The organism is Azorhizobium sp. AG788, assembly GCF_943371865.1.
Classification (GTDB): Bacteria; Pseudomonadota; Alphaproteobacteria; order Rhizobiales; family Xanthobacteraceae; genus Azorhizobium.
The window spans coordinates 1-22,550 of sequence record NZ_CALRWL010000058.1; the positions used below are offsets into that span (position 1 = coordinate 1).

Here is a 22,550-nt window from a genome sequence, read left to right on the forward strand (position 1 = left end):
CCCGCCCTTCATTCTTTTCGCTCCTGCCGCGCCGGGGGGCGCGGCACCAGGGCTCACCGCCCCTTGCCCATCACCAGGTCCGGGAAGCCGGTGGAGATCTGCGGGAAGATGCACAGCAGGATCACCGCCACCAGCATCAGCAGCACGAACGGCACCGTGCCCCAGATCACGTCCTTCAGCGGAATGTCGGGGGCGATGTTCTTGATGACGAAGATGTTGAGCCCGACGGGCGGATGGATCAGCCCCATCTCCATGACGATGGTCATCACCACGCCGAACCAGATCAGGTCGAACCCCGCCGCCCGCAACGGCGGCAGGATGATGGGCGCGGTCATCAGGATGATGGACACCGGCGGCAGGAAGAAGCCGAGCACCATCACCAGCATCAAGATGGTGGCCAGCAGCAGCCATTTCGACAGATGCAGCGCCACGATGGCTTCCGCCGCCGCCTGGCTGATGTGCAGATAGCTCATCACATAGGAATAGAGCAGCGACATGCCGATGATCAGCATCAGCATGGTGGATTCGCGCAAGGTGGAGGTGAGGATGGGCGCGAGATCCTTGGGGGTCCATACCCCGTAGATCACCGCGATCAGCACCAGCGCCAGGATGCCGCCGAGCCCGGCGGTTTCGGAGGGCGTGGCATAGCCACCATAGAGCGCGATCATCACGCCGGTGAGCAGGACCACGAAGGGGAGCACCCGCGGCAGCACCGCGAAGCGATCCCGCATGGTCATGGTCTCCACCCGCAGCAACTCGGACTCCACCCCGGTACGCTCATAGGCGATCTTGGCCGCCGCATACTCCTGGCGGAAGCGCACCATGGCGTAGCCGGCGAACAGGATCACCAGCAGCAGCCCCGGTCCGAGGCCGGCGAGGAACAGCCGGCCCAGCGACTGCTCGGCGGCCACCGCATAGAGGATCATGGTGATGGACGGCGGCAGCAGGATGCCCAGCGTGCCGCCGGCGGCGATGATGCCGGCGGCGAAGGCACCGGAATAGCCGCGCTTGCGCATCTCCGGAATGCCCGCCGAGCCGATGGCCGAGCAGGTGGCGGGCGAGGACCCCGCCATGGCGGCGAACAAGGCGCAGGCGAACACATTGGCGATGCCGAGGCCACCGGGAATGCGATGCATCCAGGCATGCAGCGCCGAATAGAGATCCTGTCCCGCCCGCGACTTGCCGATGGCCGCACCCTTCAGGATGAACAGCGGGATCGACAGCAAGGTGATGGAGGACATCTCCTCATAGACGTTCTGCGTCACCGTATCGAGCGAGGCGGACGGCATGAAGCCGAACATGAACAGCACCGCCACGGCGCCGAGGGCGAAGGCGATGGGCATGCCGCTGAACATGGTGGCGAGCGTGGCGCCGCCATACATCAGGCCGATAACCAGGGTGCTCATGGGCGGCGTCCTCCGGCCAAAGCGCAGGCCACCTGAAGGGCGATCTGCACGGTCAAAAGGGCCATGCCGAGCATCATGACCGAATAGGGAATCCACAATGGCGGACCCCAGGTGGAGGAGGAGACGTGGCCATCCTCCCAGGCCTCATGCAGCAGCACGTAGGATTTCCAGGTGAAGAAGGCGCAGAAGGCACAACTGGCCACATCCACCAGCAGCAGGCGCACGCCATTCACCTTCGGCGGCAGCAGAGCGGAGAGCGCCTCGATGGCCACATGGCCGCGCCGGCCCTGCACATAAGCGGTGGTCATGAAGGTGGCGCCCACCAGCAGGAACACCGAGGCCTCATCCTGCCAATAGGTGGGGGAATGGAACGCCAGGCGCGTGAGCACCGAATAGGACAGGATCAGGCTGGCCAGCACCAAGGCGATGGACGCGAGGAGCACGATCAGCCGGTTCAGCAGGGTGAGGGCGCCTTGCAGCACCCCCAGCACGGGATGGGCCGCCTGGGCGGCGGCCAGCGCCCGTGCCTCGGGGGAGACGGTCGCTCCCCCGATTTCGAAGCCGTGAGCGCTCATGCCTGGACCTCTTCGGCCAGCTTCAGCAGCTTGGCGGAGAGGGGGGTCTTGGCGGCATAGTCCTTCCACGCGGTCTCGCGCGCCAGAACCCGCCACTTCTCGATCACCGCCGGCGTGAGATCGCTGATCTTGGCGCCGGCCTTGGAGAACACCTCGATCACCTTGAGATCGTCTTCCTGCGCGCCCTTGAGGCCGAACGGCTCCATCTCCGCGCCCACGGTGGTGATGAGGTCCTGCTGCGCCTTGGGCAATTTGTCGAAGATGGCCTTCGACATGATCAGCGGCTCAAGCATGAACCAGTAGGACGTGCCCTTGCCGGCCGCCAGTTGCTTGGAAAGTTCTTCCAGGCGGAACGAAATCAGGCTGGTGGACGAGGTGATGCCCGCATCGCAGGCGCCGGTCTGCATGGCCACATAGAGTTCGTTGGACGGCAGGTTCAGCACCGCCGCGCCCGCCGCCTGGAGCATCAGATCCATCTCGCGCGAGCCGCCGCGGATCTTCATGCCCTTGGCATCCTCCGGCGTCACCAGCGGCCGTTCGCGGCTGGCCGCGCCGCCCGCCTGCCAGACCCAGGTGATCATCTTGACGCCCTTGGTCTCCAGATAGGCGGTGAATTCCTCGCCCACCGGCTTGGTCTTCCACGCCAGGCCCTGGGCATAGGACGACACCAGGCAGGGCATCAGGCCGATGTTGCACTCGGGGGCTTCGCCGCCCGCATAGGAGATGGGGTAGAGCGAGAAATCCAGCGCGCCCTTGCGCAACGCCGAGAACTGGGCGTTGGTCTTCATCAGCGACGAGCCGGGATAGATCTCGAACTTCAGATCGCCATTGGAGCGCTTCTCCACTTCGGCGGCGAAGCGGCGCACCAGGCGGTCGCGGAAGTCGCCGTCATCGCCGGTGGAGCCGGGAAACTGGTGCGAGATCTTCAGCGTGGTGGCGGCGTGGCCGAGCCGGGAGAAGCTGAGCACGGCGGGGGCGGCAAGCGCGCCGGCAAGCATATGGCGACGGGACAGAATCATGGCGTATCCTCCTTGCGGCCGGCGCGGGCGGCGCGGCCTTCATTGGCGTTTCCTCCCGGTCGCCCCGATTGATCGGGGTCTTGGACCGGATGTCTTTGCGGCGCGACCGGAAGGTCGCGCCGGGTCGGCGTCAGGCGGCGGGGGTGTAGATGTCCTTGTAGGTGTCGCGCAGCACGTTCTTCTGCACCTTGCCCATGGTATTGCGCGGCAGTTCGTCCACGAAGAAGACCTTCTTGGGCAATTTGAACTTGGCGAGCTTCTCTTCCAGCGCCGCATGCACCTGCGCCTCGGTGAGGCCGGCGCCCGGTGTGCGCACGATCACCGCCGTCACGCCCTCGCCGAAATCCTTGTGCGGCACGCCGATCACCGCGCTCTCCACCACGCCGGGGAGCGCGTCGATCTCGCCTTCCACTTCCTTGGGATAGACGTTGAAGCCGCCGGTGATCACCAGGTCCTTGCCGCGGCCGACGATGTGCACATAGCCCGCCGGATCGATCTTGCCGAGGTCGCCGGTGATGAAATAGCCATCGTGGAATTCGGAGGCGGTCTTCTCCGGCAGTTTCCAATAGCCCTTGAACACGTTGGGGCCCTTCACCTCGATGGAGCCGATCTCATCGGCCCCCAGGACCGTGCCATCCTCGGGATTGGTGATGCGCACGGAGATGCCCGGCAGTGGGAAGCCCACGGTGCCGGCGATGCGGGCGCCGTCATAGGGGTTGGAGGTGTTCATGCCGGTTTCGGTCATGCCGTAGCGTTCCAGGATCGCTTGGCCGGTGCGCGCCTGGAAGGCGCGATGGGTCTCTGCCAGCAAGGGGGCCGAGCCGGAGACGAACAGGCGCATGTGCGCGGTCGCCTCGCGCGTGAGGCCAGCCTGGTCCAGCAGGCGGGTGTAGAAGGTGGGCACGCCCATGAGGGTGGTGGCCTTGGGCAGCAGGCGCAGCACTTCGGCGGCATCGAACTTCGGGCAGAAGATCATGGTGGCGCCGGCCATCAGCACGATGTCGCCGGCCACGAACAATCCGTGGGTGTGGAAGATCGGCAAAGCGTGGATCAGCACGTCGTCGGAGGTGAAGCGCCAGTAATCCCGCAGCGTTTCCGCGTTCGACAACAGATTGGCGTGGGTGAGCATGGCGCCCTTGGCGCGACCGGTGGTGCCGGAGGTGTAGAGGATGCCGGCCAGATCGTCCGGGCCGCGCGGCACGTCGGTGAAGGTCTCGGGCAGGCCGGCGGCGGCCTGGGTCAGGGAGCCGGCGCCGTCGGTGCCTAAGGTCTCCACATGGGGCACGTTGAGGCTGGCGGCGAGCGTCTTCACCGCCTCGGCGGTTTCCGGGCGCACCACCACCACGGTCGGCTCGGCGTCGGAGAGGAAATAGCTCAGCTCCGACAAGGTGTAAGCGGTGTTGAGCGGCAGATAGACCGCGCCGGCCCGCAGCGCCGCCAGATAGAGCACGAATGCGGTCCAGGACTTCTCCACCTGCACCGCCACCCGGTCACCGGGCTTCACGCCGCGCGCCACCAGGAGGTTGGCCAGCCGCGCCGAGAGGGCGAGGGCATCGCCATAGCTCTCGTGCGCGCCATCGGGATGGATGGCCAGCGGCTTGGCCAGATCCGGCATGGCTGCGCGTATGGCGGCGAAGAAGTGGTTTTCGGTGGGAGTGGACGTGGTCATGGGATGGGCACCAGAGAGCGCGCGGCGGCTTCGCCGCGCAGGAGTTTCTTCACGGCCGAGGAGGCCACCACCTCGCCCTTGCCGGCGAAGGCTTCGTGGTTCTTCTCGATGTCGCTGAGCACGTAGCGATAATTGACCATCAGGCCGAGCGCCTGATCGATGCCCTTCTCGGACAGGTCACCCATGGGGTTGAGGCGCTCCAGCCGGGCGCCGTTGCCCAGATGAAAGCGCGCCACCGGATCCACCGGGCGGCCCTTGGCGGTCTTGGCCATCAGGAAATAATGGGCGGCGAGCGCGTTCATCAGCGGCGTGAGTTCCGCCCGCACCGCCTCCTGCTCCACCCATTCCGGGGTGTCGAGCAGTTCCAGCAACTGGCGATCCGCCGCGGTGACCGCGATGGAGGATTCCGAGCGGCGCTCGCCCTCCAGCCATTTGCGGAAGCCGGGCACCGGGGAGAGGGTGACAAAGGTGGTGAGCGAGGGGATCTCGCGGGAGATTTCCTCCACCACCTGCTTGATGAGGAAATGGCCGAAGCTCACCCCCGCCAGTCCGCGCTGGCAATTGGAGATGGAATAGAACACCGCGGTGGTGGCGGTGCCCGGCGCGATGGGATCGCGGGACTGGTCGAGGATCGGGGCAATGGCACCGGGCGTCTCGCGGGTGAGGGCCACTTCCACGAAGATCAGCGGCTCGTCCACCAGGGCCGGATGGAAGAAGGCGTAGCAATGCCGGTCGGGGCTGTCCACGCGGGCGCGCAGATCGTTCCAGTCGCGGATGGCATGCACCGCTTCGTAGCGGATGATCTTCTCCAGCACATTGGCCGGGGTGGCCCAGTCGATCCGCCGCAGCACCAGGAAGCCGCGGTTGAACCAGGATGAGAACAGATGGCCAAAATCGCGATCCACCGGTCCCAGGTCGCGGCGGCGGCTGAGCGCGTCCATCAGGTGCTCACGCATGTGCACCAGATCGGCGGTGGCGCCCGGCGCCATGTTCAGGCGGCGGAACAATTCCTGCCGGCGCGGCTCGCTGGCGCCGTGCAGTTCGGAGACGGCGGCCTCGGTGGGATTGGCGGTGTAAGCGGCGATGGCCTTGGACAGGCGATCCGCATCGGGGCCGAAGGTCTCCAGCAGCGCCTCGAAGAAGGCGATGCGGTCGCCGGTCTTCATCTGGCCGTAGCGGGAGAGGATCTCGGCCGCCAAGGCGACGCCGGAGGCTTCACCGCGGCCGGTGAGCAATTCCTCGCAGCGATCCACGAGGGTGGCGGCGCGGGTGGCGCCGGTGGTGCGGCCGGAGCGGTCGAGCAATGCGCGGCCACGGTCGGCGATGGTGGTCAGGAGATCGCCGAAGAACGAGCTGTTGGAACTCATGGCGCCGGTCTCGTCGGTTGAGGAATGAGACATGGGACAGCGTCATTCCGGCCCTGGCAAGGCACGGCGACGTATCCGCCTTTCGATCCCTGGCGCACACAGCATGCGGCAGGGGTCTCAACCCTTCTGAGCTTATAAGAAGGTGACTTGCATCAGCTGTCAATAATCATGTATGCAAGATCGCAAGCGTTGCATTTGAGAGGCGCCATGCGCGGCGATGCGACCCCGCGGCTGCGGGAAGCCCTGGAAGACGACATCCTGGCCGGCCGGCTGAAGCCCGGCCAGCGGCTCGACGAGGTGGGGCTCGCCGAGCGCTTCGGCGTGTCGCGCACGCCGATCCGCGAGGCGCTGATCCAACTGGCCGCCTCCGGCATGGTGGAGATCCGGCCCCGGCGCGGGGCCTATGTGGCCCTGCTGGGGCCGCGCCAATTGATCGAGTCGTTCGAATTGATGTCGGAGCTGGAAGCGGCCTGCGGCCGGCTGGCGGCGCGGCGCATGACGCCGGAGGACCGCACCGCGCTGGAAGTGGCCCATGCGGACTGCGCCCATGCAGTGTCCTGCGGCGACATCGAGACCTATTATATCGAAAATGCCCGCTTCCACGCCGCCATCTATGCCGCCACCGCCAACCGCACCCTGGCGGCGGAGGCGCTGCGGCACCAGCGCCTGCTCCAGCCCTATCGCCGGCTGCAGTTGCGGGTGCCCCGGCGGATGGACGCCTCGTTTGCCGAGCACCAGGGCATTTTGGACGCCCTGGTGACGGGGCAGGGGGATCTCGCCGCCGAGCGGCTGCGCGCCCATGTGCTGGTGCAGGGAGAGCGCTTCCTCACCTTGCTCACCGCGCTTCAGGACGAAGCCGAGGCCCTGGCCCGCGCCGGTTGATCGCCGGTCGCGGTCGCCTCAGGCGCCGGTGAAGAAGTCCACCACCAGCTTGATGTTCAAGGTGATGATCAGGATGCTGGCGGCGCTGGCGCCGATGGTCTGCCAGCGCGGGGCCACGAACGCGCCCATCTTGCGCTTGTCGGCGGTGAACATCACCAGCGGCACGATGGCGAAGGGCAATTGCAGCGACAGCACCACCTGGCTGAGGATCAGCAGCGTGCCGGCCCCCTGTTCGCCATAGGCGATGGTGACGATGGCGGCGGGCACGATGGCGATGCAGCGGGTGATCAGCCGCCGCAGCCAGGGTTGCAGCTTGATGTGGATGAAGCCCTCCATCACCGCCTGGCCGGCAATGGTGGCGGTGACCGTGGAGTTCAGCCCGCAGCAGATCAGCGCCACCGCGAACAAGGTGGGCGCCAGCGAACTGCCCAGCAGCGGGTTCAGCAATTCGTGCGCCTTGCCCAGGTCCGCCACCTCGCCCGAGCCGTTGCCGTGGAAGGCGGCGGCGGCGAGGATCAGGATCGAGGCATTGATGGTCAGAGCGAACATCAGAGCGAAGGTGGAATCCCAGGTGGCGAAGCGGATCGCCTCGCGGATGCCGCGCTCGCTGGTGTCATGCTTGCGGGTCTGCACGATGGCCGAGTGCAGATAGAGATTATGCGGCATCACCGTCGCCCCGAGGATGCCCAGGGCCAGATAGAGCATGTCGGGATTGGTGACGATCTCCGTGGTGGGCGCAAAGCCCCGGATCACCGCGCCCCAGTCCGGGTCCGCCAAGCCGATCTGCACGAAGAAACAGGCGGCGATCACCGCCAGCAAAGCGATGACCAGCGCCTCCACGAAGCGGAAGCCCAGCTTCTGCAGCCCGAGGATCAGGAACACATCCAACGCGGTGATGATGACGCCCAGTTCCAGCGGAATGCCGAACAGGAGATTGAGCCCGATGGCGGTGCCGATCACTTCCGCCAGATCCGTGGCGCAGATGGCGAATTCCGCCAGGATCCACAGCACGAAGGACACCGGGCGCGGGAAGCTGTCACGGCAGGCCTGGGCGAGATCGCGGCCGCTGGCCACTCCGAGGCGCGAGCACAGCGCCTGCAACAGGATGGCGATGACATTGGACAATAGCGCCACGAACAAGAGCGCATAGCCGAAGCGCGAGCCACCGGCCAAGGACGTCGCCCAATTGCCGGGGTCCATATAGCCCGTGGCCACCAGATAGCCGGGGCCGATGAAGGCGAACATCCGGCCGATCTTGCTGCGGTGGGACACCGGAACTGAGCCATGCACATCCGACAGCGCCGGTTCGCCGCGCGGATTGCGCCAGCCGTCGGCGTTTTTGGTCACGTGGTCCAGCATGGTTCGGTCCTAGACTGAAATTCTTCTCATTAAGATGCGGAAGCCACGCTTCCCTGTCAATGCAATTGCGAATTATTTGCAAAAACGCACGGCGGTCGTTCCGCAGGGCGTTGCCGATGTCCGGGGCATGCCGACATCTCCCGCAATGTCATTCCCTCCCGACCGCCACAGACCTGCGGTGGCCGTTGCGCCACTGCCACGCCCCATGCGAGCTGCGCCGCGCTGGCTCGGCCCGCATTTTGGGATGCATCGGCTATCTCTGGGACGTGGGAACAATGAAATGCGCATCGCCGCCGCGTAAGCTGGACCCGCGCGGGTGGCGAGCGCGCCGAGGTCAGACTCGGCTTCGCCGTGCCGCCGGTGAGATGACGTTGCCACGTCCCATGCTGGCCTGAGCAGCCTGCCGATCCGCCTTTCGTGCGGGCGCGGGCAGCAGGCCAGAGGGGGCGGCGTCGTGGTGGGGATCGAAGCGAGGCTAAAGATGAGCGACTCGGACACCGGCCAACCCTCAAGCCAGCCGAACGTCTCCGACCCCAAGGGCGGGCTCTACGGCGGATGGTATGACTCCAGCCAGCTGGACCCGAACGTGCGTTCGGTGATGATGGACTATCGCTGGACCACGAGCCTGGGAGGCACGCAGGCGGCGGGCCACTTCACCTATGCGTTCGCCACCGGCCCCAGCGACTATACCGACGTCCCGGGTGGATATGTCGGCCCTGCCTTGGCCTCAACGGCGACGGAACTGAGCGCCTCGCAGAAACAGGCGGTCCTCACCGTCTTCGGCCTCATCACCGCCTACACCGGGGTGACTTTTTCCGAGGCCGCCTCGGCTTCGGCGACCGATGCCACTTTCCGTTTCGCCAATTATACCGCCGGCGGCTCGGAATCGGATTTCCCCGCCAATCAAGGGACCTATGCGCCCTCGGACAGCGGCAATGCGGCGGACACCTGGCTCGGTCAAAACGGCAACACGGCGGGCAATTTCTTCGGCACCGACGAGTTCCTGACCATTGCCCATGAGATGGGCCACGCCTTCGGCCTGAAGCATGGCCACGATCCCGACTACAACGGAGCCCTGGCGGCCGGCTTCAACGATTACGAATTCTCGGCCATGACCTATGCCGCCTATCTCGGCGCCGATACCGCAGGCGCCACAACAACTTGGGTCGGCTCCTCGCCCATCAGCTTCATGATGTACGATATTGCCGCGCTGCAGGCCTATTACGGCGCGAACTTCTCCAAGGTCGGCACCACCGCGGTCTATACCTGGGACCCGACCACCGGCCAGCAAAGCATCAATGGCGTGGCCGCGCCCCTTATGGGGGTCACCGATACCGGCAAGATCTTCAGCACCGTCTGGACCCAGGGCGCGCTGACCACCTATGACCTGAGCGCGTTCAACGAAAATCAGGTCGACGACATGCGGCCCGGCCAGTGGCTGACCTTTTCCCGGGCGCAGATCGCGGACCTGAACTCCGCGGCGGCCGAAGGCACGCCGGAATATCAGGCGCGGGGCAACGTCTATAATTCCCTGCTCTATAATGGTGACGCGCGCTCGGCCATCAGCAACCTCATCACCGGGAATGGCAACGACACCATCACCGGCAATGATTTCGACAACATCATCCGCGCCAATGGCGGAACGGACTATATCTTCAGCGGCGCGGGCAATGATCGCGTCAGCGGCGGGGCGGGTGCCGATACCATCGTGTTCGGCAGCGGCCGCGATGTGCTGTTCGACACGCTCGCCGACCTCAATGGCGATGTGGTCCAAGGCTTCTCGCTGACCACCAAGATCGAGGTCGTGGGCTCCGAGATTGCCCATACCGGCTTCTCGATTGCCAAGGGCGCCGGGTTTGCCACCCTCAGCTCCGGCGGCACCAGCTTCCAGATCCATGGCGAATTCGCCACCGGCACATTCATGTCGGTGGCCCGTGGGGCCAAGGACGCGGGCCACACATCCTTCAGTTTCGAGACCTTCTTGCCGAGCCTGTCCGAATCCGTGCAGGTCCAGTCCGACAGCATCAACGGCATCGACAATACGGACTTCCTCACCGGCGACGGCGAGGTGGGCTTCTCGGTGCAGTTCCAGTCGGCGGGGTCCGCCTACCACAACACGGTCGGCGCCTATAACATCTCGGTGGACGGGACCATTTCCAACGTCCGGATCCTGTTTTCCGACACGCTGGCGGTGAGCCAGGGGGCAACCGTCGACCTGGGCACGCCGGCCGATGGCAGCCACGTGGGCTTCTTCCTGATCCAGGACGGCTTCGGCCGCTTCGGCGGGTTGGCCAACGACCTGTCGTTCCTTCAGAGCGACGGGACGATCCCCACCCTGTTCAGCCAGAGCCGCGGCGCATTGTCGGATGCCACCATCTATCACGCCGATTCCGCCTATAATGCCGATGGCCTGGATCACGTGCTGAGCGGTGTTTCAGCGGATGGGAGTTCGCTGCTGATCGGCTTTGAGGATCTGGCGCGCAGTTCCGGCGACAATGACTTCCAGGACGTGGTGTTCGCGGTCCACGACACCTCCGGCTACCTGATCATCTAGGACCGCGGCATCCGGTGCGACGGGGGCGCGGGTCGCCCCCGGCCTGCGGCAGGAGGCCTCCCATGGTAGGACTTGCCGCGCTGGCGATGCCCGGTCACTGTCACGCCCAAGGCCGGCAGCAAGCCGGCGGCTTGGGAAGGGACGTGGCATGCCTGAGGCAGCCCAGGGATCGGATACCTATGATTATGTGATCGTCGGCGCGGGATCCGCCGGCTGTGTCCTGGCCAATCGGCTCTCTGCCGACCCCAATGTGCGGGTGGCCATCGTCGAGGCCGGCGGCAAGGACAACTGGATCTGGTTTCACATCCCGGTGGGCTATCTGTTCGCCATCGGCAATCCCCGCGCCGACTGGTGCTTCAAGACCGAGCCGGAAGCCGGATTGAACGGGCGCGCGCTGTCCTATCCCAGGGGCAAGACCATCGGCGGCTCGTCGGCCATCAACGCCATGATCAACATGCGCGGGCAGGCGGCGGATTATGACCACTGGCGCCAGCTCGGCCTGCCGGGCTGGGGCTGGGACGACGTGGCGCCGCTGTTCAAGGGCCATGAGGACCATTTCCTCGGCCCCAATGCCCATCATGGCAAGGGCGGGGAATGGCATGTGGAATTCCCCCGCATCACCTGGCCGCTGCTGGATGTGGTGCGCCAGGCGGCGGGGCAGGAGGGCATCGCTTCCATCGATGATTTCAATACCGGCGACAATGAAGGCGCCTCCTATTTCCATGTGAACCAGAAGCGCGGCCTGCGCTGGAGCGCGGCACGCGGCTTCCTCAAGCCGGTACTGAACCGGCGCAATCTCGACCTCATCACCGCCGGCCATGTGGAGAAGGTGGAGACCAAGGATCGCCGGGCCACCGGCGTCACCCTCTCCGGCCCCGGCGGCCGCCGCACCCTGCATGCCCGGCGCGAGGTGATCCTCGCCGCCGGCGCCTTGGGCTCGCCGCAGTTGCTCATGCTGTCCGGCATCGGGCCGGCGGAACATCTGGCGGCCCGCGGCATCGATCTGGTGCTGGACAAGCCGGGCGTCGGCTCCAACCTCCAGGACCATCTGCAGTTGCGGCTGATCTACAAGGTGGCGGGCATCGGCACCCTGAACCAGCGCTATCATTCGCTGCTGGGGCGCATGGGCATGGGGCTGGAGTTCGCCTTCCTGCGGCGCGGCCCCCTCACCATGGCGCCCTCGCAGATGGGCATCTTTACAAAGTCCGATCCCGGCCAGGAGCGGGCCAATCTGGAATTCCACGTGCAGCCGCTGTCGCTGGACAAGTTCGGCGATCCGCTGCATCGCTTCCCGGCCTTCACCATGAGCGTGTGCAACCTGCGCCCCACCTCCCGCGGCAGCATCCGGCTGAAGAGCGCCGATCCGCGCGCGGCGCCGGAGATCGCGCCGCATTATCTCACCACGGCGGAAGACCGGCAGGTGGCGGCGGATTCCATCCGCGTCGCCCGCCGCATCGTCGCCCAGCCGGCGCTGCGGCCCTATGCGCCGGAGGAACTTCTGCCCGGCGCCAGCATTTCCAGCGATGACGACGTGGCCTTGGGAAAGGCGGCGGGAGATGTGGGGACCACCATCTTCCACCCCGTGGGCACGGCCAAGATGGGCTTGGAGAGCGACCCCATGGCGGTGGTGGATGCGCGGCTGCGGGTGTTCGGCATCGCCGGCCTGCGGGTGGTGGATGCCTCCATCATGCCCACCATCACCTCGGGCAATACCAATTCGCCGACCATCATGATCGGCGAGAAGGGGGCGCGCATGATCTTGGAGGACGCCCGCGCATGAGATGCACCATCCCCGCGCTGCTCGCCGCCGGCCTGATGCTGACGGCAGCGCCCGCAGCGGCCTCCAGCCCCGACGCCTGGGCCGAGCTGTTCGCCAAGGCGCAGACGGCCTGTTTCAAGGCCAGCGGCCTCAAGGACACCCGCGCCATCGGCAAGCCCACGGACTTTTCCGACCGCGTTCTGGTGCTGGTGTCGGGCCGCTGGCCGCAGCCGCACATGAAGAATGCCAAGGCGACCTTTGCCTGCCTCTACGGCAAGGCCGGCGGTACCGCCGAGGCGCAGGAGTTGATGACCCCGCCGTGAGCCGGCGGGGTCGTCGTCAGGCGGCGATGGCGCCCACGGCGGGTGCGCCGCGGGCGAGGCCGTCGAACGCATCCAGCAGCCGCTCGCGCCAAGCATAGACGGTATCGTCCGCCTCCAGCAGCTGCACGTCGCTGATGCAGCGCGCCCACATGAACATGCCGAACACGCAATAATCCGCATAGGCCGGGGTCGCCCCGGCGAGGAAGGGCTGCTCCTTCAGCAGGGTGCGCAGCGGCGTCAGGGCCTTGCGGAAGTCGGCGACGCGGGCCTCGCGATCGGCGCAGACCTCTTCCAGCCGCCGGCCGTAGCGGGCTTCCCGGGTGGTGCGGAAATAGTCGCGGTCCTTGGCATCCAGGCGCGAGAGGATCTCCAGCACCAGCACCGGCGCCAGCAGGGGCGCCATTGCGGTATCGGCCCAGGCATTGATGAAACGCGTGAGCGCCTGACCTTGGTCGCCGCCGAACAAGGACGGGCGATCCGGATAGCGCTGTTCCAGATAGAGCGCGATGCGCCAGGAATCCGCGATGCTGTCGTCGCCATCGCGCAGCACCGGCACCATCCCCTGGCCGGAAAAGGCGATCTCGGCCTTGTCGGTGAAGCGCCAGGGCAGGCGCTCCACCTCCAACCCCTTGTGGGCGAGCGCCATGCGGCTCTTCCAGCAATGGGGGCTGAAGCGCAGCGCCGCGTCGGCGCCGGCCAGTTCGTACAGGGTCAGGACGGGACGGGGCAGGTGAGAAGAGGAGAGGTGAGGAGTGGTCATGGGGGCTCCGATTTGCCCCCATGGAACCCTGGTTCGCGGCGCAGTTCAACTGCGCCGCGCGTGCATCCGGCCTGCGGCCGCTGCTGCGTCCGCGCTCAGCGGCGCTTGCCCCGCGCCGGCGCCGCCGGCTTGGCGGCGGGCTTGGCAGAGGCGGCGGGTGCCGCAGCCGTCTTCCCCTTGGTCGGGGCTGCCGCGGGCGCGGCCTTGGCTGCCGGCTTGGCCGAAGCCGTCACGGCTGCGGCCGGGCGGGTGGCCTTGGCGGCGGGTGCCTTGGTCGCAGGAGCCTTGGCAGCGGGTGCCTTGGCCACAGCGGCCTTGGCGACACCCTTGGGGGCGACAGTCACGGCGGGTACCGGAGCCTTGATCTCAGCCTTGGGCGCGGCCTTGGCCTTGCCCTTGGCGGGCACGGGGGCCGCGATCGCCGCGACGGGCGCCTCCGCCGCCGGGATCGCCGCCACCGGAGCCGTCGCGTCCGCCTCGGTGGGCAGGCCGTTCAGCACGGTGGAGACGATGCGGGCCACCAAGGTCGCCTTGTCCTCCATCACCGGCTGATGGTGGATGTGCTTGCGCACCAGGAAGTAAATGAAGGTGGAGTGCAGGTGCCAGACCAGCTCGAACTCCAGCGGGTCCGTGGTCACCCGGTCCGACAGGCCGCGATGCACCCGCAATTCGCGCTGGATGACCTTCAGCAGCCGGTTCACATGGGTTTCGATATAAGTGGTGATGATGTCGCTGCCGGAGAGGCCGGCATAGAGCGACACCCGGATCCAGTGGCTCTCGTCCACCGCCTGGAAATAGGACAGGTAGAAGCGCTCCAGCCGCACCTGCAGCGGCACGTCGCGATCCTTCAGGCCGGCTTCCCATTCCTTGGACCAGCGCTGCACGAACACCTTCTGATAGACCTGCTCAATGAGCACCTGCTTGGTCTTGAAGTAGCGGAAAATCAGGCCCTGCGAGATGCCGAGGCGGGCGGCCAGATCCCGGGTCTGCGCTTCGAAGCCGTGCTCGGCGAAGAAGTCCACCGCGGCTTCCAGGATCATCTGCTCGCGCAGCTGCGGGGCCAGCCGGCTGCGGCGCGGCTCATTGGCCTGGGCCACGACGGCCTTGGGCGCTGCGACCTTGGGCAGCCGCGCCTTCGCGGCGGCGGGGGCCATGACCTTGGGGGCGGGGCGGGCGACCAGCGGGCGACGGGCAGCCGGGGCAGCCGGGGCGGCCGTGCGGGCGGCGCGCGGCGCTGCGGTCTTGGCGGGTGTGGCCTTGGCAGCGGCGGGCTGCGCCGGGGGCGTGGGGGCCTGCAGTGCGGGGGCGGCAACCGGCGCGGTCTTCGCCCGCTTGGCGGCCGGCTTTGCCGCTGCCTTGGCGGTGGGAGCGGCGGCGGGCGTGGGAGTCGGCGCGCTGGTGGCGGCGGCGACCTTGGGCGCCTTGCCGCGCAGCGGCTTCGGGGGCGCCACCTCAGGTGCGGCGGTCACCGCGACCGGGGCCTTCGCGACAGGGGCCTTTACGGCGAGGGCCTTCGCGGGGAGGGCCTTGGATGCGGGAGCTTTCGCCGCCGGGGCTTTGGCAATCGCGGCTTTGGCAATCGCGGCTTTGGCAACCACTGTTTTGGCTGCAGGCCGCTTGGCAACGATGGGCTTGGCAACGATGGGCTTGGCGATGACGGGCTTCGCTGGCGCCTTCGGGCTCTGGGTCTTGGGGGGGGCCGCCGTGGCCGGTGCAGACTTGGCGGGTGCGGACTTGGCGGGCGCAGACTTGGCCGGCGCGGACTTGGCCGAGGCGACCTTGGCCACGGGCGCCGTCACCGGAGCTGCTGCCGGAACCTTCACCGAAGCCTCGGCCGCTGGAGTTTTCGCGGTCCGGGCCTTGACGGAAGCGCGCGGGGCGGGAGATTTACGGATGGCCACGGGAAGGGTCCTTGCCTGTCGTTCAGGCGCCTCCACGGGCGCCCGGAGCTACAATTACCTCCAAGTGGATCTATTGACAACATAGTCAATACATCTTGAGCTATAGATTAATAAAATCATACTTTCGGATAGGGCCGAGACTGGCGCTCGCGCCCGGCCGATGACGCGGAATATCTCCCACCATGCTCGGTTTGCGGGCGATGAAGCAACTGTTGTTCGGTGGAGTGATATGCGTTGATGGCGGGCCTGTCCCGCGCCCACCGCCGGGCGATCCGCCGTTCCCGGCGCACCGCGCGGCCTTGAGTGGTGGCTCAGGCGTCCGGAGCGCCGGTCTGGCGCAAGGGGTGGGCATCGGCGAAGGCGGGCAGCGTGAGACACCGGTCCGCCAGGGTCGCGACCCTGGGGGCGAGGGCCAGATCCACCGCGAACATGCGCGCGCTCAACATATGCCCGGCGATGCAGATGTCCGCCAGCCCCGGTGTTTCCCCGACCACGAACGGGGCCGGGGGCCGGGCACTGAGCAGGCGCTCGTAGGTGCTCAGTGTGGTGCTGATCCAATGGCGGACCCAGGCATTGACCGCCTCACCGTCCGCGCCCAGCTCGGCGCGCAGATAGTCGCGCACCCGTGGCACCATCAAGGGGTGGGTGTCGGCCACCGTGAGCAGGGCCAGCGCCCGCACATAGGCCCGCTCCGCCGGCGCGCGCGGCAGCAACGCGGGCTCGGGCTGAATGTCGTCGAGATAGTCCAGGATCGCCAGGGACTGGGTGAGGCGATGGCCATCGTGCACCAGGGTTGGCACCGCATGGGCCGGGTTCACCGCATCATAGCCGGCGGCAAACTGGGTGCCGTCGAGGATGTTGACCGACACCTCCTCGAAGGCGAGCCCCTTCAGGTTCAGGGCGACGCGGACGCGGAACGTGGCGATGGAGCGCCAGAAGCCATAGAGCCGCATGCCCATGATCCCTCTCCCGTATCCGTCCGCGCCAAGGTTGCGGCTCATCTATTGATAGAGAACGCGTTATCCGATCAGCTTGCGATGCAAGCTGATCGGCGCGTGCTCTAGAGCCCCAGCAGCCGCCGGGCATTGCCGCCGCAGATGGCGGCGATGGCATCGGCATCGAGCGCCGAGCCGACCACATGGCCGATGGGGTCGCTGTCGGCCATATCATAGGGATAATCGGTGCCCATCAACACATGGTCCGGCCCCACCAGCCGCACCAGCGCCTCCAGTTGCTCGGGGGTGAACACCACGGTGTCGAAATAGAGCCGCTTGAGATAGGTGGTGGGGGCGTGGGGCAAGGTGCCTCTCGTGTCCGAGCGCGCCCCCCAGGCGTGGTCCATGCGCCCGGAATAGGCGGCCACGAACCCGCCGCCATGGACCGAGAGGATCTTCAGGTTCGGGTGCCGCTCCAGTACGCCGTCGAAGATCAGATAATGCAGCGCCATGGTGGTTTCGAGCGGATTGCCGATGACATTGTTGAAATAGAACCGCGTCATTCGCTCGGCGTGGGTGAAGCCGTTGGGATGCAGCACCACCACAGTGCCCAGTTCCTCCGCCTTGGCCCAGAACGGCGCGAAGGCGGGGTCGGAGAGTTCCTTGCCGGCGATGGTGGTGAGGATCTGCACCCCCTTGAAGCCGTGGGTCTTGGTGATCCGCTCCAGTTCCGCCGCCGCCGCGTGCCCATCCTGCATGGGCACGGTGCCGAAGGCGCGGAAGCGATCGGGCCGGCGGGCCACATATTCGGCGAGGCCGTCGTTGACCACCTCGATGGCCTTGATGCCGATCTCCACCGGCACGGTGTAATAGCATTGCGGCGGCGGCGGCATCACCAGCTGCATGTCGAGGCCGGCCTCGTCCATGTCGCGCAGGCGCTCATCATATTGGGTGATGCGGCTGGTGCGGTCCGCGTCCTGCTGCTGGTTCAGCGCCTTGGTGTCCGCATTGGCGAAATGGGCCAGCGGAATCTGCGACCAGTCGATATGGCCCTCCACGATCTTCGCCGCCGCCGGCACCGCCACATGGGAGTGGATGTCGAGCGTCAGGCTTTTGGGCCGGATCTCCCGGCCGGGCTTGCCATGGGCGCGGGCGGCGGTGGGGCCGTAGCTGTTCCAGACCTGTGTCATCGCGACTTTCCTTGACGGGGAGGGTGGATTTCAGAACACGCCGAGATGATGGGCGACCAGTTCCTGGTCGGCGGCCACCTGGGCGGCGGTGCCGGCGAAGGCGACGGCGCCGGTATTGATGATGATGACCTCGTCGGCGAGGTTCAGGGTCATCTTGATGTTCTGCTCCACCAGGATGATGGACAGGCCCTCGCCCTTCAGCATGGCGATGATGCGGGCGACATCGGCGACGATCTGCGGCGCCAGCCCCTCCGAGGGCTCGTCCATGAGCAGCACGCGGGGATTGCCCATCAGCGCGCGGCCGATGGCCAGCATCTGCTGCTCGCCGCCGGAGAGCAGGCCGGCGCCCTGGGCCTGGCGCTCCTTGAGGCGGGGGAAGATCTCGAACACCCGCTCCAGCGACCAGGCCGGGGTGTTGCGGGCGGCGGCGATGCGGCTGGCCCGCTGCGCCGCGACCTGGAGATTTTCCTTCACCGACAGGCTGCGGAACACCCGCCGCCCCTGGGGCACCAGGCTGATGCCCTTGGCGGCGATGGCCTCCGGCGTGGCGCCGGACACCCGCGCGCCGTCCAGCAGGATGGTGCCGCGCCGGGGGGTGAGGAAGCCCATGATGGTGCTCATGCAGGTGGTCTTGCCGGCGCCGTTGCGCCCCAAGAGTCCCAGCAGCCGGCCCTCGCGCAGCGAGAGGGCGATGCCGTGCAGCACATGGCTGTCGCCATAATAGGCGTCCACGTCGCTGAGTTCGAGGATCTCACTCGCCAAGATAGATCTCCCGGGTGCGCGGATCGGCCACCACGTCGGCACGGGTGCCCTGGACGATCACCTGCCCGAAGTGCAGCACGGTGATCTGCTCGGCAAAGGCCAGCGCCACGTCCATGTCGTGCTCGATCATCACGATGGCCACGTCGCGGGGAATGGTGGTGAGCAGTTCGCTCACCCCGTTGCGCTCATTCTGGGACAGGCCGGCCAAAGGCTCGTCCAGCAGCAGCACCTTGGGGCGCTGGGCCAGCGCCATGGCCAGTTCCAGCCGGCGGCGCTCGCCATAGGAGGTCTCGCCCACGAGGCGCGTGCCGCCGTCGCCCAGGCCGACCGAGGCCAGCGCCTCTTCCGCCAAGGCGAACAAATCGCGCCGACCGCTGAGCGAGATCCAGGGGTTCCAGCGCACGCCGCGCAGCCCCAGCAGGGAGAGCACCACATTGTGCCGCAGGGTATCCTGCGGGAACAAGGTGAGGATCTGGTAGGTGCGCGACAGGCCCTTGGCCACCCGCGTGCTGGTCTTCACCTTCACCAATTCCTCCCCGAACAGGCGGATGGAGCCGCTGTCCGGGCGCAGGTCGCCGGTGATCTGGTTGAACAAGGTGGTCTTGCCGGCGCCGTTCGGCCCGATGATGAGCCGCCGTTCACCGGGCGCCACGGTGATGGTGACGTCCCGCGTCACCGGAAGGCCGCCGAAGCGCTTGTTGAGGCCGGTGATCTCCAGAGCGGGGCCGGTCATGCGGAGCGCTCCAGCTTGGCGTCGGGGGCGGGGCGTGGGGTATCGGCACGCGGCGGCTCAGCGGTTGGTGGGACCAGCCCCACCGCCTTGGCCTTGCGCCGGGTCGCGGCGCGGCGCCACTGCACCAGGCCGGGCACTATGCCGTGGGGCATGAACATCACCGCCACCACGAAGATGAGGCCCAGCAGAGCGTTCCAGCGCTCCACATAGGAGCTGGCCACATTCTTCACCAAGGTGACGATCACCGCCCCCACCACCGGGCCGGAGAGCGTGCCCGCGCCGCCCAGAATGGTCATCAGCAGCACTTCGGCGGATTGCTGGAGCGAGAGCGCGTAGGGGCTGACGAACTTCTGGTAGTAGATGAACAGCAGCCCGGCCACCCCGGCCCAGAAGCCGGACAGGATGAAAGCCAGCCAGCGGATCATCCACACGTCATGGCCCAGCATGCTCATGCGCCGGGGCTGGTCGCGGGCGCCCTTCAGCGCGGCGCCGAAGGGCGAATGCACCATCCGCCAGATGCAGAAGATGGCGCAGGCGAACACCAGCAAAGCGAAATAATAGAAGCTGGTGGCTCCGTTCAGCGAGATGCCGAAGGGGGCCGGGCGCGCGGGCAGCGCCATTCCGTTGTCGCCATTGGTCAGGGCCACCCAGCGATAGGCCAGCCCCCAGACGATCTGGCCCAAGGCCAGGGTGATCATCAGGAAGCTCAGCCCGGTGGCCCGCAGCGCCAGCATGCCGAAGACCGCCGCCACCAGGGTGGTGAGCATTAATGCCCCCAGCGCGGCGGTGAGCTGGCCGTAGCCGTGGGTCACCAACCAGGTGCAGCTATAGGCGGCGATGCCGAGATAGGCCGCATGGCCGAGCGAGATCATGCCGCCATAGCCGACGATCAGGTTCACGCTGGCGGCGAATAAAGCGAAGATCAGAATCTGGCTGAACAGGTTGATATAGTAGTCACCCATGCCGAGGTGCGGCAGCACCACCAGCAATACCAGGGCGATCAGGCAGGCGAGGAGGGGGCGGTTCATCGGGCGGCCCCCGCGAACAGACCCTGCGGCATCAGCACCAGCACCAGAACCATGGGCAGGAACAGGATCACATAGGCAAAATCGGGGAACAGCGCGGTGCCGAAATTATAGATGAAGCCGACGATGAACGAGCCGACGAACGCCCCCGCCAGACTGCCCACCCCGCCGAGGATCACCACCACCAGCGCCAGCGGCAGCATGTCCGCGTCCAGGCCCGGATAGGCGGACATGATCGGGCCGCCGATAGTGCCGCCGAGACCGGCCAGCGCCGCCCCCAGCAGGAACACCAGCATGAACAGCCGCGACACCGGAATGCCGACGCCGCGGGCCATTTCCATGTCGTCCACCCCGGCGCGGATCATGGCGCCCAGGCGGGTGCGCTCCATCAATACGTGCAGCGCGATGGCGGCAAGGATGGCGACCCCAAGCACCACCAGCCGATAGGTGGGAAAGGCATAGCCGATGAAGAAGGTGGGCGCCCGCAGCCCCTGCGGCGCCGGCACCGGCACCGGGTCGCCGGTCCACACCATCAGGCACACATCGGCGATGATGAAGGAGATGCCCAGCGTCACCAGCACCTGGCCCTGGCCGTTTCCGGCCAGCCGCCGCAGCAGGCCGCGCTCCATGATCAGGCCCAGCGCGCCCACCGCCAGGCCCGAGAGCAGCGCCGCCAGCCAGAAATTGATCCCCCACGCCAGGAAGCTGGCGCCGAAATAGGCCCCCAGCATGAAGAAGGCGCCATGGGCGAGATTGGGCATGCGCATTAATCCGAAGATCAGCGAGAAGCCCGACGACAGCAGGAACAGCAGGCCGCCGAAGGCGACACTGTTCAAGGTCTGGATCAGCCAGAATTGCATTGCGCGCTCCGTTCCAAGGACGGGCCAAGGCCAAATGCGGATGGGGGCGGTGCCGGAGGGGCGGCGGGCGCAAGCGCACGCCGCCCGCTCACGCGTCGGTCACGGCTCCAGATTCTTGGCCGGCGGATAGTCGCGGGAATAGACCGGGTTCTTCAGGAACGCCTCGGGGCCGTAATTCCAGAATTGCGAGACATTCTCGTAGGTCTTGATCACGGAATTCACCAGCCGCCCGCCCTTCTTCTCCACCTTGCGGATGTAGACGTTGCCGACCACATTGCCGTAGGTATCGAAGCTCACCGGCCCGCGGCAGGTGTCCTCCACCTTGTTGGTGCGCAGCGCCTTCATCAGCGCCTCCTTGTCGTCCATGCCCTTGGGGCCGACGGTCTTCAATGCGGCTTCCAGCACGGCGGCGGCGGTATAAGTGGCGGCGCCGTAATAGCCGGGGTCCACCTTGTAGTCGCGGCGCATGGCCTCGACGAATTTCTTGTTGGCCGGATTATCCAATTCGGCGGAATAGTAGTTCACCGAGAGCAGGCCGATGGCGTCATCGCCCATCTGCTGCAGCAAAGCCTCGTCGAAGGCGGTCATGCCGCCCAGCAGCGGCACCTTGCCCTTGAGCCCATACTCATTGAACTGGCGGAAGAAGCGGAAGCCGTTGGAGCCGGCGAAGGCGGCGAACACGCAGTCCACATTGGTCTTCAGCTGGGCGATATAGGTGCCGTAGTCGGGCACGGCCAAGGGCGGCCACAGCTTCTGCACCACCTTGCCGCCGTCGGCCTCGAACACCTGCTGGAAGCCGGCGTTCTGCTCGTGGCCATAGGCGATGTCGTCGGCGATGGTCACCGCGCGCTTATATTTCAGGTCCTTGGCCGCATAGTCGCCCATCACATGGCTGCATTGCGAGGAGGTGGCGGTCACGCGCACGAACCAGGGATTGGCGCGGCGCTGGGTCATGTCGTCGGCGGCGGCCACGCTCACGGTCGGGGTCTTGGTCTGGCGGATCACGTCGTCGAGGGCGAGCGCCTCCTGGGTGGAGAGCGGGCCGATCAGGCAGGAGATCTGGTTGCGTTCCACCAGTTCCTGCATCTTGGTCAAGGCCACCGCCGGCGCGCCGCCGGTATCCACCGTGAACACCTCCACCGGAATGCCCGCGAGGATGTTGTTGCGCTCCTTCATATAGATATTGAGGCCCTGCTCCAGCTGGATGCCGCCGGAGGCCAGCGGGCCGGTCTTCACGGTCATGAAGCCGATGCGGAACGGCTTGGTCTGGGCCCGCAGCACCGCGGGCATGCCGATGGCCGCCACGCCGACCCCGGCGCCGATCCCTTTCAGAACGCTTCTGCGATCAAAAGTCATGGTCTGTCTCCCTGGCGTTTCCCCAACGGGCGGATTGGTCCGCCTCTGTCTGCTCTGGACGATTGCTCCGGCATCTTGCGCGTGCGGGCCGTTTTTGCCTCGGGCGCGGGCAGGG

20 protein-coding genes are annotated in these 22,550 nt (G+C 66.8%); 5 read left to right on the forward strand and 15 right to left on the reverse strand.

Going from position 1 to position 22,550, the window contains the following annotated elements:
• Window positions 1–53: 53 nt before the first annotated feature.
• The 5 genes from AAG816_RS23845 to AAG816_RS23865 all read right to left on the reverse strand — a co-directional run bounded on the left by AAG816_RS23845 (window position 54) and on the right by AAG816_RS23865 (window position 6,036).
• Window positions 54–1,406 carry a TRAP transporter large permease subunit gene (locus AAG816_RS23845; RefSeq protein ID WP_341992196.1) on the reverse strand — a complete coding sequence of 451 codons (1,353 nt, stop codon included), beginning with the start codon at window positions 1,404–1,406 and terminating at the stop codon, window positions 54–56.
• Window positions 1,403–1,981, reverse strand: a complete 579-nt coding sequence (locus AAG816_RS23850; RefSeq protein WP_341992197.1) for a TRAP transporter small permease — start codon at window positions 1,979–1,981, stop codon at window positions 1,403–1,405. Before AAG816_RS23850 ends, AAG816_RS23845 begins: the two co-directional genes overlap by 4 nt.
• Window positions 1,978–2,997, reverse strand: a complete 1,020-nt coding sequence (gene dctP, locus AAG816_RS23855; RefSeq protein WP_341992226.1) for a TRAP transporter substrate-binding protein DctP — start codon at window positions 2,995–2,997, stop codon at window positions 1,978–1,980. The genes AAG816_RS23850 and dctP overlap by 4 nt, the downstream gene beginning before the upstream one ends.
• 133 nt (window positions 2,998–3,130) lie before the next feature.
• A complete protein-coding gene (locus tag AAG816_RS23860) occupies window positions 3,131–4,669 on the reverse strand; it encodes a malonyl-CoA synthase (RefSeq protein WP_341992198.1) in 1,539 nt (512 codons plus the stop codon).
• Window positions 4,666–6,036: a malonyl-CoA decarboxylase gene (locus AAG816_RS23865; protein WP_341992227.1), complete on the reverse strand. Its 1,371-nt coding sequence runs from the start codon at window positions 6,034–6,036 to the stop codon at window positions 4,666–4,668. Before AAG816_RS23865 ends, AAG816_RS23860 begins: the two co-directional genes overlap by 4 nt.
• Window positions 6,037–6,243: 207 nt before the next feature.
• On the opposite strand from AAG816_RS23865, the gene AAG816_RS23870 reads away from it, so the two are divergent.
• Window positions 6,244–6,918 carry a GntR family transcriptional regulator gene (locus tag AAG816_RS23870; RefSeq protein WP_341992199.1) on the forward strand — a complete coding sequence of 225 codons (675 nt, stop codon included), beginning with the start codon at window positions 6,244–6,246 and terminating at the stop codon, window positions 6,916–6,918.
• Between the two features lie 18 nt (window positions 6,919–6,936).
• Here the strand turns inward: AAG816_RS23870 and AAG816_RS23875 are convergent, their stop codons facing one another.
• The gene (locus AAG816_RS23875; protein ID WP_341992200.1) at window positions 6,937–8,277 is read right to left on the reverse strand and encodes an Nramp family divalent metal transporter; all 1,341 of its coding nucleotides are present in this window, start codon (window positions 8,275–8,277) and stop codon (window positions 6,937–6,939) included.
• A 481-nt stretch (window positions 8,278–8,758) separates the two neighbouring features.
• On the opposite strand from AAG816_RS23875, the gene AAG816_RS23880 reads away from it, so the two are divergent.
• The 3 genes from AAG816_RS23880 to AAG816_RS23890 all read left to right on the forward strand — a co-directional run bounded on the left by AAG816_RS23880 (window position 8,759) and on the right by AAG816_RS23890 (window position 12,913).
• Complete coding sequence (locus AAG816_RS23880) at window positions 8,759–10,831, forward strand: DUF4114 domain-containing protein (RefSeq protein WP_341992201.1); 2,073 nt, start codon at window positions 8,759–8,761, stop codon at window positions 10,829–10,831.
• 148 nt (window positions 10,832–10,979) lie between these two features.
• Window positions 10,980–12,611 (forward strand): GMC family oxidoreductase N-terminal domain-containing protein, encoded by a 1,632-nt coding sequence (locus tag AAG816_RS23885; protein WP_341992202.1) that lies wholly within the window; start codon window positions 10,980–10,982, stop codon window positions 12,609–12,611.
• Window positions 12,608–12,913 carry a hypothetical protein gene (locus AAG816_RS23890; protein WP_341992203.1) on the forward strand — a complete coding sequence of 102 codons (306 nt, stop codon included), beginning with the start codon at window positions 12,608–12,610 and terminating at the stop codon, window positions 12,911–12,913. Before AAG816_RS23885 ends, AAG816_RS23890 begins: the two co-directional genes overlap by 4 nt.
• Window positions 12,914–12,929: 16 nt before the next feature.
• Here the strand turns inward: AAG816_RS23890 and AAG816_RS23895 are convergent, their stop codons facing one another.
• Window positions 12,930–13,673 (reverse strand): glutathione S-transferase family protein, encoded by a 744-nt coding sequence (locus tag AAG816_RS23895; protein ID WP_341992204.1) that lies wholly within the window; start codon window positions 13,671–13,673, stop codon window positions 12,930–12,932.
• Window positions 13,674–13,768: 95 nt separating this feature from the next.
• A complete protein-coding gene (locus AAG816_RS23900; RefSeq protein ID WP_341992205.1) occupies window positions 13,769–15,496 on the reverse strand; it encodes a TetR family transcriptional regulator in 1,728 nt (575 codons plus the stop codon).
• Between AAG816_RS23900 and AAG816_RS23905 the strand changes: the two genes are divergently transcribed.
• A complete protein-coding gene (locus AAG816_RS23905; protein WP_341992206.1) occupies window positions 15,378–15,659 on the forward strand; it encodes a pentapeptide repeat-containing protein in 282 nt (93 codons plus the stop codon). The genes AAG816_RS23900 and AAG816_RS23905 overlap by 119 nt on opposite strands.
• 226 nt (window positions 15,660–15,885) lie before the next feature.
• Here the strand turns inward: AAG816_RS23905 and maiA are convergent, their stop codons facing one another.
• The 7 genes from maiA to AAG816_RS23940 form a co-directional block, all read right to left on the reverse strand.
• A complete protein-coding gene (gene maiA / locus AAG816_RS23910; RefSeq protein ID WP_341992207.1) occupies window positions 15,886–16,533 on the reverse strand; it encodes a maleylacetoacetate isomerase in 648 nt (215 codons plus the stop codon).
• Between the two features lie 101 nt (window positions 16,534–16,634).
• The gene (locus AAG816_RS23915; protein ID WP_341992208.1) at window positions 16,635–17,699 is read right to left on the reverse strand and encodes an amidohydrolase family protein; all 1,065 of its coding nucleotides are present in this window, start codon (window positions 17,697–17,699) and stop codon (window positions 16,635–16,637) included.
• 30 nt (window positions 17,700–17,729) lie between these two features.
• Entirely contained in the window at window positions 17,730–18,461 is a 732-nt protein-coding gene (locus AAG816_RS23920) for an ABC transporter ATP-binding protein (RefSeq protein WP_341992209.1), read from the reverse strand.
• Complete coding sequence (locus AAG816_RS23925) at window positions 18,451–19,194, reverse strand: ABC transporter ATP-binding protein (RefSeq protein ID WP_341992210.1); 744 nt, start codon at window positions 19,192–19,194, stop codon at window positions 18,451–18,453. The genes AAG816_RS23920 and AAG816_RS23925 overlap by 11 nt, the downstream gene beginning before the upstream one ends.
• The gene (locus AAG816_RS23930) at window positions 19,191–20,222 is read right to left on the reverse strand and encodes a branched-chain amino acid ABC transporter permease (protein ID WP_341992211.1); all 1,032 of its coding nucleotides are present in this window, start codon (window positions 20,220–20,222) and stop codon (window positions 19,191–19,193) included. Before AAG816_RS23930 ends, AAG816_RS23925 begins: the two co-directional genes overlap by 4 nt.
• A complete protein-coding gene (locus AAG816_RS23935) occupies window positions 20,219–21,079 on the reverse strand; it encodes a branched-chain amino acid ABC transporter permease (protein WP_341992212.1) in 861 nt (286 codons plus the stop codon). Before AAG816_RS23935 ends, AAG816_RS23930 begins: the two co-directional genes overlap by 4 nt.
• A 99-nt stretch (window positions 21,080–21,178) precedes the next feature.
• A complete protein-coding gene (locus AAG816_RS23940) occupies window positions 21,179–22,435 on the reverse strand; it encodes an ABC transporter substrate-binding protein (RefSeq protein WP_341992213.1) in 1,257 nt (418 codons plus the stop codon).
• Between the last annotated feature and the right edge of the window lie 115 nt (window positions 22,436–22,550).

What these genes read in the sequence shown, in the direction of transcription:
- AAG816_RS23845 (WP_341992196.1), bottom strand. Translation starts at nt 1,406, where the DNA reads ATGAGCACCCTGGTTATCGGCCTGATGTATGGCGGCGCCACGCTCGCC.
- AAG816_RS23850 (WP_341992197.1), bottom strand. Translation starts at nt 1,981, where the DNA reads ATGAGCGCTCACGGCTTCGAAATCGGGGGAGCGACCGTCTCCCCCGAG.
- AAG816_RS23860 (WP_341992198.1), bottom strand. Translation starts at nt 4,669, where the DNA reads ATGACCACGTCCACTCCCACCGAAAACCACTTCTTCGCCGCCATACGC.
- AAG816_RS23865 (WP_341992227.1), bottom strand. Translation starts at nt 6,036, where the DNA reads ATGAGTTCCAACAGCTCGTTCTTCGGCGATCTCCTGACCACCATCGCC.
- AAG816_RS23870 (WP_341992199.1), top strand. Translation starts at nt 6,244, where the DNA reads ATGCGCGGCGATGCGACCCCGCGGCTGCGGGAAGCCCTGGAAGACGAC.
- AAG816_RS23875 (WP_341992200.1), bottom strand. Translation starts at nt 8,277, where the DNA reads ATGCTGGACCACGTGACCAAAAACGCCGACGGCTGGCGCAATCCGCGC.
- AAG816_RS23880 (WP_341992201.1), top strand. Translation starts at nt 8,759, where the DNA reads ATGAGCGACTCGGACACCGGCCAACCCTCAAGCCAGCCGAACGTCTCC.
- AAG816_RS23885 (WP_341992202.1), top strand. Translation starts at nt 10,980, where the DNA reads ATGCCTGAGGCAGCCCAGGGATCGGATACCTATGATTATGTGATCGTC.
- AAG816_RS23890 (WP_341992203.1), top strand. Translation starts at nt 12,608, where the DNA reads ATGAGATGCACCATCCCCGCGCTGCTCGCCGCCGGCCTGATGCTGACG.
- AAG816_RS23895 (WP_341992204.1), bottom strand. Translation starts at nt 13,673, where the DNA reads ATGACCACTCCTCACCTCTCCTCTTCTCACCTGCCCCGTCCCGTCCTG.
- maiA (WP_341992207.1), bottom strand. Translation starts at nt 16,533, where the DNA reads ATGGGCATGCGGCTCTATGGCTTCTGGCGCTCCATCGCCACGTTCCGC.
- AAG816_RS23915 (WP_341992208.1), bottom strand. Translation starts at nt 17,699, where the DNA reads ATGACACAGGTCTGGAACAGCTACGGCCCCACCGCCGCCCGCGCCCAT.
- AAG816_RS23925 (WP_341992210.1), bottom strand. Translation starts at nt 19,194, where the DNA reads ATGACCGGCCCCGCTCTGGAGATCACCGGCCTCAACAAGCGCTTCGGC.
- AAG816_RS23930 (WP_341992211.1), bottom strand. Translation starts at nt 20,222, where the DNA reads ATGAACCGCCCCCTCCTCGCCTGCCTGATCGCCCTGGTATTGCTGGTG.
- AAG816_RS23935 (WP_341992212.1), bottom strand. Translation starts at nt 21,079, where the DNA reads ATGCAATTCTGGCTGATCCAGACCTTGAACAGTGTCGCCTTCGGCGGC.
- AAG816_RS23940 (WP_341992213.1), bottom strand. Translation starts at nt 22,435, where the DNA reads ATGACTTTTGATCGCAGAAGCGTTCTGAAAGGGATCGGCGCCGGGGTC.